8 protein-coding genes are annotated in these 11,269 nt (G+C 32.5%); 4 read left to right on the top strand and 4 right to left on the bottom strand.

Features of this window, described 5'->3' with window-relative positions:
* Nucleotides 1-304 precede the first annotated feature (304 nt).
* From NMK29_RS22225 to NMK29_RS22210, 4 genes are all read right to left on the bottom strand, one after another.
* Entirely contained in the window at nucleotides 305-2,980 is a 2,676-nt protein-coding gene (locus NMK29_RS22225; protein WP_108804812.1) for a TonB-dependent receptor, read from the bottom strand.
* A gap of 200 nt (nucleotides 2,981-3,180) precedes the next feature.
* Nucleotides 3,181-5,028: a glutamine--fructose-6-phosphate transaminase (isomerizing) gene (gene glmS / locus NMK29_RS22220; RefSeq protein ID WP_108804811.1), complete on the bottom strand. Its 1,848-nt coding sequence runs from the start codon at nucleotides 5,026-5,028 to the stop codon at nucleotides 3,181-3,183.
* A 20-nt stretch (nucleotides 5,029-5,048) separates the two neighbouring features.
* On the bottom strand, nucleotides 5,049-6,752 hold the full coding sequence (locus NMK29_RS22215) for a DUF4270 domain-containing protein (protein ID WP_108804810.1): 1,704 nt from the start codon (nucleotides 6,750-6,752) through the stop codon (nucleotides 5,049-5,051).
* 14 nt (nucleotides 6,753-6,766) lie between these two features.
* On the bottom strand, nucleotides 6,767-7,576 hold the full coding sequence (locus NMK29_RS22210; RefSeq protein WP_027394760.1) for a glycogen/starch synthase: 810 nt from the start codon (nucleotides 7,574-7,576) through the stop codon (nucleotides 6,767-6,769).
* Nucleotides 7,577-7,684: 108 nt separating this feature from the next.
* Here NMK29_RS22210 and panC point away from each other — a divergent pair, with 108 nt between their 5' ends.
* The 4 genes from panC (at nucleotide 7,685) to NMK29_RS22190 (ending at nucleotide 11,149) form a co-directional block, all read left to right on the top strand.
* Nucleotides 7,685-8,533, top strand: a complete 849-nt coding sequence (gene panC, locus NMK29_RS22205; RefSeq protein ID WP_027394759.1) for a pantoate--beta-alanine ligase — start codon at nucleotides 7,685-7,687, stop codon at nucleotides 8,531-8,533.
* Nucleotides 8,534-8,552: 19 nt separating this feature from the next.
* Nucleotides 8,553-8,903, top strand: a complete 351-nt coding sequence (gene panD, locus NMK29_RS22200; RefSeq protein WP_027394758.1) for an aspartate 1-decarboxylase — start codon at nucleotides 8,553-8,555, stop codon at nucleotides 8,901-8,903.
* 4 nt (nucleotides 8,904-8,907) lie between these two features.
* On the top strand, nucleotides 8,908-9,885 hold the full coding sequence (locus tag NMK29_RS22195) for a lysylphosphatidylglycerol synthase transmembrane domain-containing protein (protein ID WP_199915063.1): 978 nt from the start codon (nucleotides 8,908-8,910) through the stop codon (nucleotides 9,883-9,885).
* A gap of 115 nt (nucleotides 9,886-10,000) precedes the next feature.
* On the top strand, nucleotides 10,001-11,149 hold the full coding sequence (locus NMK29_RS22190; RefSeq protein WP_108804808.1) for an alpha/beta hydrolase: 1,149 nt from the start codon (nucleotides 10,001-10,003) through the stop codon (nucleotides 11,147-11,149).
* Nucleotides 11,150-11,269: the final 120 nt, after the last annotated feature.

Genomic DNA, 11,269 nt, shown 5'->3' with positions numbered 1-11,269 from the left:
ATGTTATGATAACAATATACGTTTTTTTATCAATTCTTTAAAAAAAAGTTAAAATTCTGTATTTTTCATAAACTAAACCCTGTTATTATAGCAAATTCACTATTTCTTCTTTTAATAATTGATTTTCAATCAAAAATAGAACTACGTTTTTAAAGGGAATTTTCATTTTTTCCATGAAAAAAGCCTATCTTAAAATTAAGATAGGCTTTTTTATATATCCTATTAAATTTTTGTAATTAACTGAATTACAGATTGTTTTTAAAAATTTAATTACATTATTATCGTCAATATATTCATTTCTAAATTAGAAATTATTTATTGTAAGTCCTAAATAATATAATGATCCAATTGGAGCCGTGCCTACAGCAGTGAAATACTCACTACCTCCAATATTAGTACCTCCAAGCTTAAGAGTTGTTTTTAATGATGGTATTCTATAATTAACCTGCGCATCAAAAACGGTAAACGATGGAACATTACCTACAGCAAATGCTGATTCCCAAACGTATTCATCACTCCATTTTGCAGCAGTGTTGAAACCAAAGTTTCTAAATAAGTTATCGTGTCCAAAATTTAATTTTGCTTTGTGCTCAGGTGTATTAAAATTAGTTCTAAAACCTGGATCTTCATTTTGGTCAAAATCTTGTTTAGCATATGTATAACTAGCTCCTAAATCAAAGTCTCCAAACACCTTAGCACTTATACCTAATACTGCACCATAAGAATTAATGTCTACATCAGAATTAGTAACCGCTTGAAAACCTGCAAAGTTCCCTGTACCTATTGCCCCTTCAGCTTGTGGAGTACCTACATCTCCAGCTAGAGGACTAACTACATCAATTGTAGAAATAAAATCTTCGTACATATTATAGTATCCGCTTAGATCTAATAACAATTTACCAAAATCTGCTCTATATCCTATTTCAATAGCAGTTACTCTTTCCGGTTGTACAATATCTGGGTTAGCAATTTCTAACTCAGCTGTTCCTCCAGATCTGATAAATGCTTCTACAGATTCTGCTGTATACGAATTTTCATAGGCTGCACGACCTGTTATTGCAGTGCCATTTATAGTTCTTGTAAAACGATCTAGGTTATCTGGTGCCGAACCAACGATAGCTCCTTCACCAATATCAAGTCCTAAGTATAAATCTTGAGTTGTTGGGTTTCTAAAACCTGTCTGAATAGAAGCACGAAGATTACGATTTCTATTCTTACCTAGTGTATATCCTACCGAAAATCTTGGAGAGAAGTTACCATCAAATAACTGTGACTTATCATAACGAACAGAACCTGTTAACTTCAATCTTTCATCTAGTAACTTTTTCTGAATTTGTGAATATATTCCAATTTCAGAATAATTAATTGCTCCATCAAAATCTGTATAAAACGTACCGGCAGAATTTAAGGAATACTCTCTAAATGATCCTCCAACTTGGATATCAGCAAAATTATTAGTGATATGGCCTAAATTATAATTCGCATCTACATGTCTCAATTCTGTCTTAGACTTAAATCTAGATCCAGTTTGAAAATCAGGAGTGCTTGTAACTTCGTTAAAAGCGCTTTCAAAACCAGCAGAACCAGGCTCTAATCGATCTCTATCCGCAAAATCTCTTGCAGCTTGATGTCTTTCCTGATCAGTACCTACTGCAGTTGCAAATGTAGTTGCATACTCTCCAAACCAATCTTCATCACTTTTCCAACTTCTGTTAATATTAATTCCTGTAAATCTTAAATCATAAGTATCTCCAGCATCTTCAGCAGAAATATAACCTCTCACAAAGAAATTGTTATTTCTAACCTCTAATTTATGCTGTTGAAAAAAGAAATCTTTTAAAGAAAATCTGTTTGAATCTTGAAAAATTGTTTGTCCTTTTCCTAATTTACCAGCATAAATAATTTCAAAGTCATTGTTAAATGGCTTATAATGTACTGCTCCATCAAATTTGATACTTTCGGCATTATAATCTGTAAGATCAGATTCATTATATCCTGTTCTAGTCACAACACCAGCACCAGGAAGAAGTGCTCTAACTTCATCCCCATAAACATTTAAACCATTGTAAGCAGGATCTAGTTCTCTGCTCAATCCAGGGTTTTCTATATTATCTTGGTTTGTCGCAAACCAATCAGTTCCATTCAAAAAAGAAAAGTTTGCTTTAGCAGCAAAATTATCTGTAAAAGCATGAGCTACTCTAACACCCACATCATAGAATTCATTATTACCAGCAGCTTCTTGAGATGTAATTCCTCCTTTAGCATACGCACTAATACCTTGTTTATCAAATGGGCTTTTACTAGTCATAAATAATATACCATTAAAAGCATTCGCACCATATAATGCAGAAGAAGCTCCTGGAAGAAGCTCGACATTCTCCACATCTAACTCATTCATTCCGATAAGATTCCCTAATGCAAAGTTTAATGATGGAGAAGTATTATCCATTCCATCAATTAGCTGAACAAAACGAGTATTCGTAAAAGAAGCAAAACCTCTAGTGTTAATAGACTTAAAGGTTAAACTATTTGTATTTACATCTACTCCTTTTAAATTTTCCAAACCATCATAGAAATCCACAGATGGTGTGTTCTTAATCTCTTTAACACCAAATCTTTCAATACTTACTGGTGATTCAAATAAACGTTCTGGTGCTCTAGAAGCCGATATTACTATCAAATCAAGAATGTTACCTTCTGTTAGAACTATTACCACTTCTTCTGATTCTGAAGTTACCTCTACCGAACTATCTTCATACCCAATACTACTTGCTGTAATTGTAAAAGGTGGTTTTTGAGTTACTTTTAACGTAAAAACACCGTCAAAATCTGTAACTGTTCCTATGGCATCTCCTTTCAATGAGATATTGGCTCCTGGAATTGGTTGATTAAAATCATCAACTACTCTACCGTTAATTACGGTTTGAGCATTACTAATAACGCATATAAATAGCGCTACTATAAAAGTAATTTTTTTCATAAATAGGTTATTTTAAAGTTTAAGCTTGTTGGGGAAACTCAAATTTGTAAAAATGAAATCTAAATAATTTCGCCGGCGAAACTACTAAAAAAAGTTGTTAAAAAACAATTTTTTGCCCTTTTTTATCGATTAAATGCAAAAAAGTACGATATATCGTACTTTTTTGCATTTAAAATATGTATTTTATCTATTTCTATTTACTACTCTACAGTAACTGATTTTGCCAAATTCCTTGGTTGATCTACATTTTTATCTAACATAACCGCAATGTGATATGAAAGTAATTGAAGTGGAATTGTCGTTAGTAAAGGGGTTAAAAACTCAATAGTTTCTGGTATTTCAATTACGTGATCTGCAAGTCCTTTTACAGTCTCATCACCCTCTGTTACGATCCCAATAATCTTTCCTTTTCTAGATTTAATTTCCTGAATATTACTAACAACCTTGTCATAATGCCCTTTTTTAGTTGCAATTACTACCACAGGCATCTGCTCATCTATTAACGCTATTGGACCGTGCTTCATTTCCGCAGCAGGATATCCTTCAGCGTGGATATATGAAATTTCTTTTAATTTCAAAGCACCTTCTAAAGCTACTGGAAAATTATAACCTCTTCCTAAATACAAGAAGTTCTTAGCATCTTTATATGTATCAGCAATTAATTTTATATGTTCATTAGACTCTAATGCAATCTTTACTTTTTCTGGAACACGTTCTAATTCTTGAAGATAATAGTGGAAATCACTATTAGAAATAGTTCCTTTTCTTTCCGCTAGTTTTAAAGCAATTAAAGAAAGTACAGTTATCTGAGTAGTAAATGCTTTTGTAGAAGCAACACCTATCTCAGGTCCTGCGTGAGTATATGCACCTGCGTGAGTCTCTCTAGAAATAGAAGATCCTACTACATTACAAACTCCAAAAACAAAAGCTCCTCTTTCTTTAGCTAATTTAATAGCAGCCATAGTATCAGCTGTTTCTCCACTTTGAGATATTGCTATTACAACATCATCTTGATGGATTACTGGGTTCCTATACCTAAACTCAGAAGCATATTCCACCTCTACCGGAATTCGTACTAATTCTTCAAAAATATATTCTGCAACAAGACCAGCATGCCATGAGGTTCCACATGCTATGATAATAATACGCTTGGCGTTTAATAGTTTAGCCAAATTATCATCAATTCCTGCCATTTTAATAATCCCTTCAGCAACTCTTATTCTACCTCTATATGTATCACTAATTGCACTTGGTTGCTCATAAATTTCTTTAAGCATAAAATGATCGTAACCACCTTTTTCAATTTGCTCTAAATTAATTTGCAATTCCTGAAGATAGGGATCAACTAAACTATCATCCTTTATCTTTCTTACTTTTATACCTTTTTTTCGACGAACTATTGCCATCTCACCATCTTCAAGATATATAGCATTGTTTGTATACTCTATAAATGGTGATGCATCTGATGCAATGAAAAACTCGTCTTCTCCAACTCCTATTGCCAGAGGACTTCCTAACCTAGCCACAACAATTTCGTCTGGTTTTCTTCTGTCAAAAACAGCAATAGCATACGCCCCCACTGTTTGGTTTAAGGCAATCTGAACTGCTTTTCCTAATTTTACACCCTCTTTAGTTTTTACATCTTCTATCAGGTTTACTAATACTTCTGTATCCGTTTCTGATGTAAAAGTATACCCTCTATTTATTAATTCCTTTCTAAGAGATTCATAATTTTCAATAATACCATTATGAATGATTACCAAATCACCAGAATTGGAATAATGCGGATGAGAATTCACATCATTTGGCACTCCATGAGTAGCCCATCTAGTATGACCAATACCAACACTCCCATTAGTAGAAATTTCATTCACTAACCTTTCTTCCAGATCAGCAACTTTACCTTTGGTTTTAGATAATTTAATATCCTCTCCATCATAAAGAGCGATTCCTGCTGAATCGTACCCTCTATATTCTAATCTCTTTAATCCTTTTAATACAATTGGATAAGCCTCCCTATGACCTATATACCCTACTATTCCACACATGGTTTAATTTTTTTTGTCAGTTAATTACTTATTGATTCTGTATAAAAAATATCAAGCTTTAAACGCTTTTCTTCTGGAACATTGGTTCCATTTCCATAAAGAATTGTTCCTTCATGGGATATTATAGATGAAAAGGGGATAATTTCATCTTCAGTATTTGTGGGGGTAAATCCTTCGGCATTTGCCGTAATATTAACGTTTTGAGATACTGATAATCCTAATTTCACATTATCATCACCTTCATTTAAAACATCAATTATATGTCTTGTTAATCTAATCTTATAAAACTCACCATTTTCGTCACTATCTCTAGTAATAACTCCTAAATGTTCTGTAACAGAAATGATTGGCTCGGCTTGGTTAGAAGTTGGATCAGCTTGATAATCAATCAGAACTGTTCCTGTATCCAGATTAAAAATATAAACCCTTTCCGGCTCCGCATCTCCTGAAGCTACTTCATCTTGATTTATATAGAATTTCATACTTGCTTCATTAATTAACCAATCCTGTCTTCTTAAAAAATCTAACTCATTTTCTAATTCTCCATTTTCATTAGTTATCATACCAGAAAACAAATCTATAATGGCGTATGATCCTTCTCCTCCTTTAATATACAAATTATCTTCCCCATTGATCTCATCTTGATCAGCTAACTCATCTTCAATAGTAGCATTAAAATCCGTATTAATACCATTTACTATGTTATTAGAAAAGTTCAACGCTAACTCTCCTGTATCTTTTACTAAGTCTGTTGTATCGTCATCCTCATCTTCGTCTAAAGTATCAATTTTATCAAAAGAATAATGAAGTGTAATATTTGCATCAGCTATATCAAAAAACACAAGACTTCCGTCAACACTATTTAATTCTGCTTTAAAATAAACACCTCTAAAATAATTATTAAAATTATTTACATTACTTAACTCAATACTACCTTCCATATCCAAAAACACAGTAGTAAAATAATCTATAAGTTCTTGATTACCAACTCTAGCATTACTTGGATTTAGTTCGGTAGCCTCAATGGCAGCTGCATCAGAAATTAATACTTGTCTTAGTGCTGGTATTGTAGTACTCACTTGAGGATCTGTATCTTCATCCGTGTCATCATCCTCTGTAAGAAGTGAAACTTCATTTTCATCTGGTCTGAAGTCATTGATTTCAAATAACAATCTACCCTCTACTGTAGGCCCAAAATTTTCTCTTATATCATTAGAATAATACACCTGTCTTTGTTCCGATCCTTCTTCTAAATCAAAATCTCTTAGAAAATATTCAGATCTATAAAGTGATAAATTCACAGTACCTGATCCATAGATAGAATCAACTTCAAATGTATTCGTCACTTCTCCATCATCATCAGTAACTGTCTCTGCTAATTCACTAAAATAAGGCAATCTAAGTACTACACTATCCAAAACTGCATTATCTCCAAAAGTAGGGTTTACTCTAGCTGGCAATACCTGTGATAACACATTGTATATAGATTGTCCGTATATCGGATCATTGTAAACACCTAATAAATAGTTAGGCAAACCACTGGTTTGTACTCTTTCGAATCTCTTGCTGTAAGCTACAGGAACCGCATTATACTCATTATCCTGGAAGTTCACATCTCCTATTACCTCACTTCCAACCGAATTAAAATCATCGTCACAAGATACAACAGTAAAAACAACAGTTACTATAACTGTTATTTTGATCAATACATTTTTCAAATTCATAATAGTTCCTATTGCTATACCAACACCTCTGTTTGATAGAAGGCTTCATAGGCATCTGCAAATTCATCTGGTTTTTTATATTCTAATACAGGTTGGTCGATAGTTTCTAAATGTTTAGAAAGTTCTGCTGGAATTTCTTCAGACCCAATAATAATCGCATCAGAATTATCAATCGCAACTTTCATAACATTGTTATACGTTGGTTTTGCTAAATCAGTGATCTTATCTTCATCAATACCATCAAATTTTACTTTCTCCAGCATGTTTTTATCCAATGTTCCTTTATATCCATGATCATAAACAGAAGTTACAATCTTACTATCATTAAACAAAGGTTCATTCGCATAATAGTTTCTAAGATATAGAGGCAGCATTGACGCTAGCCATCCATGAACATGAATTACATCTGGCGACCAATTTAATTTCTTAACTGTTTCAATTACACCTTTTGCAAAGAATATTGCTCGTTCATCATTATCAGGGAACAAGTTTCCTTCTTCATCAGTTAGCGTTGCCTTTCTTTTAAAATAATCCTCATTATCAATAAAATAAACCTGCATCCTTTCTTTAGGAATAGAAGCAACTTTGATAATTAAAGGCATATCTAGGTCATTAATGACTAGATTCATCCCAGATAAACGAATTACTTCGTGTAACTGGTGTCTTCGTTCATTAATATTTCCATATCTAGGCATAAAAATTCTAATTTGCCCGCCTTTACTATTTACCATTCGTGGTGCTTCAAAAGACATAGATGAAATCTCTGTCTCTGGTAGGTAAGGTATTACTTCTGATGATACGTACAATATCCTCTTGTCTTTCATATGATCTACTTTTCTCGTCTCCTTCGGAATAAATTTTTGCAAAATTACGAAAATTTATGTAGTCTGCCAGTAATATCTTATTTTTGCACGCCTTTAACTTTTAGATAAATGCGGGTATACGAGAAAAGACTGGACGTTGAACAAGATGTTGCAGACTTACATAAACAAAAAAAAAGCATTGGTTTTGTCCCCACAATGGGAGCTTTACACCTTGGGCACCTTGCTCTAGTAAAAAAAGCAATTGATGAAAATCAAATTGTAGTAGTCAGCATATTTGTTAATCCTACTCAATTTAATAATTCTGAAGATTTAATAAATTATCCGCGTACTTTGGAGTCTGATATAGCACTTTTATCTCAAGTATCTGATGATATTATTGTGTTTGCTCCTCTACCGAAAGAAATATACGGAGAGGAAACAAAATCCATTAATTATGATTTTAAAGGGTTAGAAAATGAAATGGAAGGTAAATTTAGACCAGGTCATTTTGATGGAGTAGGAACCGTACTTAAACATTTTTTCACTATCATTTCACCAACTAGAGCCTATTTTGGCGAAAAAGATTTTCAGCAACTACAAATTGTCAGAAAATTAGTTGCAATCGAAAAAATGTCATTAGAAATTATAGGTTGTCCAATTTATAGAGAAGAAAGTGGTTTAGCGTTAAGTTCTAGAAACAAAAGACTAACCCAGGAACAACTTCTAACATCTCCTTTGATTTACAAAACATTAAGTCAAGTCAAAAATGATTTTGGCACAAAAAGTGTAAAGGAATTAACAGATTGGGTTTCGAAACAATTTAAAAACAATGATCTTCTAGAACTAGAATATTTTGAGATCGCTAAAGTTTCTGACCTGAAATCAATCCGAAGAAAACGGAAGAACACTAAATATCGAGCTTTTATAGCAGTTTTTGCAGGAGAAGTTAGACTTATTGATAACATAGCCCTAAATTAAAAATAACTAAATTTGTAACATGTTTGTACACGTTGTAAAATCAAAAATTCATCGCGTCAAGGTAACCGGCGCAGATCTAAATTATATAGGAAGTATAACCATTGATGAAGATTTAATGGATGCTGCTAATATAGTAGAAGGTGAAAAAGTGCAGATCGTCAATAATAACAATGGCGAACGACTAGAAACCTATGCAATTCCAGGACCAAGAAATAGTGGAGAAATAACACTGAATGGAGCTGCTGCCAGAAAAGTAGCTAAAGGAGATGTTTTAATCCTTATTACTTATGCTATGATGGATATCGAAGAAGCTAAAAAATTTAAACCATCTCTTTTATTTCCTAATGAGGAAAATAATTTACTAAAGTAAAAGAGTGAATCCTAAACTTATAAAAATCTTAAAAATAATACTCCCATTTATGTTGGGAGTTTTTTTAATATGGTATTTTCTAAGCTCCGCAACTCCAGAGTACAGAAAAGAATTATTGGAAAACATTAAGAATGCCGATCCAATTTGGGTGTTATTATCTCTTGGGCTTGGTATTATTTCCCATATTTCTAGAGCATATCGTTGGAAATTTCTATTAAACCCATTAGGATACAACCCTAAACTATATAATAGTTTTATGGCAGTAATGGCTGGGTACTTAGCTAACCTAGGCGTACCTAGATCAGGAGAAGTACTGCGCGGTTTTACTGTGTCAACTTATGAAAAAATTCCTTTCGAAAAAGCATTTGGAACTATCGTCTCGGAAAGAATAATAGACCTTATCATGTTAATTATTGTAACCACGGGAGCTGGTATTTTGCAGACTGAGTATTTGCTTAATTTTCTTGAAGAAAAAAACATTAATCCTTTACTTACTCTAGGAATCATTTTAGGGTTAATTATTTTAGGGGTTTTAGGACTTAAGATCCTTCAAAAATCATCCAATAAGTGGATAGTTAAAATTAGGGATTTCGGTATGGGTTTATTAGATGGAATGAAAAGTATATTCAAAATGAAACAAAAATGGGCTTTTCTATTTCATACACTATTAATATGGTTCTTATATATATTAATGTTTTATGTAATAAAATTTGCTGTCCCTAATTTACATAGTGCTTCATTAGGAGTAATTCTAGTAGCATTTGTAGTTGGCTCTTTTTCAATGTCTACTACTAATGGCGGGATTGGTATTTTACCATTTCCAATTGTAGTCGGTGCTGTTTTCGTTTTTTTTAGCTTCGAGAAAAGTGATGGAGAAGCTTTTGGATGGATTCTTTGGGGTTCGCAAACAGCAATAAATATTGTTGTTGGGGCGTTATCATTTTTATTCCTCCCCATTTTAAACAGAGGAAAAACAACATAAAAAGAAAAATATTAAATCCTTTATAAACAATGTATTAATTGTTTATTGTCATCAAATTTTAAAGGTTTAAAATAATTTATATCTTGTCACTCGCTTAACCTTAATCTTACTACTTATGAAGAAAAGTATATTTTTAATTCTTATATCCCTCTTTACCTCCATATCATTTGGTCAGGTAAAATATGAAACATTTAGATCTATAAAGTTAGATCAAAACCGTGATTTAAAAATTCAACTACCGCGGAATTATGAGAAAAATGAGGATAAAATATATCCTGTTATTATTGTTTTGGATGGAGATCATTTATTCGAACCTGTAGCTGGTAATGTTGATTATTTTTCCTATTGGGAAGACATGCCAGAGTCAATCGTAGTAGGAGTCTTACAAAGAAAGACAAGAGAGGACGATTGCAGATATGATTTAGCTAGCTATCTACCAGAAGGAAAAGGAGCAGCCTTTTTTGAGTTTATTGGCCAAGAATTATTACCATATATTGACCAGACATATAGAACAGCTCAACTTAAAATGATCGTTGGTCACGATTATACTTCTAATTTTATCAATTACTTCTTATTTAAAGACAACCCAATTTTTCAGGCCTATATAAATCTAAGTCCAGAATTGACTCCACCCATGGAAGAGCGAATTTTTAATGTGCTTAGTAATGCAAAATCCGATGTATGGTACTACCTAGCTACAGCTACAAACGATGCTGATAATATTAAAAAAAACTTGATAGCAGTAGACGAAAAATTAGCTACTATTGAAAATCCAGAGGTTAATTACTTCTTTGATAACTTTAACGAATCCTCTCATTATACTCTAGTAGGTCGTGCCGTTCCAAAGGCTTTAGAAACAATTTTCGAAATGTATCGCCCAATCAGTAAGAAAACTTATAAAGAAGACATTCTTACTTTAGAAACATCGCTCTATGATTATCTAGTAGATATATATGATACTACAGAAAAACTATATGGGTTTAAACGCCAGATTAGGGTAAATGATTTTATCGCTATTTCTACTGCGATAGAAAAAAAGGAATTATGGGAAGAATTAGAACCTTTAGGAAAATTAGCTATTAAAGAACATCCGGAAACTATGTTAGGATACTATTATCTTGGTTTAGGATACGAACAACTTGGCGAACCCAAAAAAGCAATGAGAGCATATGAGAATGGATTCTTATTAAATGAAATAGCTTTTCTTACTAAAGACTATATGCTGGAAAAAGTGAATAAAATTAAAGAAGATTTTGGTTACTAATTAAGACATCTTCTTTTTCAAAAATATCTTAGAAAAGATCCTTAAACTAGGATCTTTTTGTTTTCTATATCGTTAGAAAACCAATTTAAATAATAGTATTTTTACTCCAATTAATAAGCT

Origin of the sequence: Aquimarina sp. Aq107 (assembly GCF_943733665.1) — a bacterium.
Taxonomy (GTDB): domain Bacteria; phylum Bacteroidota; class Bacteroidia; order Flavobacteriales; family Flavobacteriaceae; genus Aquimarina.
Note: the sequence above shows the minus strand (reverse complement) of the source record. Positions and strands in the feature narration are given on the sequence as shown.